Annotated in this window: 1 protein-coding gene and 1 pseudogene; both read left to right on the top strand. The window is 45.6% G+C overall.

Annotated features, from left to right (window positions below; genetic code table 11):
* Positions 1–79 (top strand): annotated as a pseudogene (locus tag R8N47_RS25835) (heme utilization cystosolic carrier protein HutX); the annotation flags it as partial.
* Positions 80–197: 118 nt separating this feature from the next.
* Positions 198–651, top strand: a 454-nt coding sequence (gene hutZ, locus R8N47_RS25830) for a heme utilization protein HutZ (RefSeq protein ID WP_318186184.1), incomplete at its 3' end; no start/stop codon positions are given.

Here is a 651-nt window from a genome sequence, read left to right as displayed (position 1 = left end):
AGGGCGTGACGAAAAACGCGAACTTATTGCTGAGCAGGTAACGGCGTTTCGCGCCATGCAAGCTGAGCTAAATCATTAACAAAGACAGCCAGTCGTCGCGGCTTTTACGTTCAAGAACGTGAGAAGTCGCGACCACGAACATACATAACCGAACTAGAATTCGGGACAAATAAATAGAAATAAAGTCAGGTATCAATATGGATCAACAAGTTAAACAAGAGCGTTTGCAAGGCCGCCTAGGGCCAGAGATTAAAGAATTTCGTCAGGAGCGCCGTACTTTACAGCTTGCAACGGTAGACAGCGAAGGCCGTCCGAACGTAAGTTACGCGCCTTATGTTCAGAATCAGGAAGGTTACTTCGTTTTGATCTCTCAGATTGCTCGCCATGCTCGAAATCTGCTAGAAAATCCAAACGTTTCATTGATGATGATCGAAGATGAAGATTCATCTAAACAGCTTTTTGCACGTAAGCGTCTGACGTTTGATGCGGTCGCAACGGTTGTTGAGCGTGATACTGAAATGTGGCAATTGGTCGTTGGTCAGATGAAAGCGCGTTTCGGTGACATCATCGACGGTCTAAGCCAGCTTGAAGACTTTGTACTGTTCAACCTAAAAGCTGAGAAAGGTTTGTTCGTAAAAGGGTTCGGTCAAG

Source organism: Vibrio sp. 2132-1, from assembly GCF_033344315.1.
The sequence above is the reverse complement of the archived record's forward strand: the minus strand, read 5'-3'. Positions and strand labels throughout refer to the sequence as shown.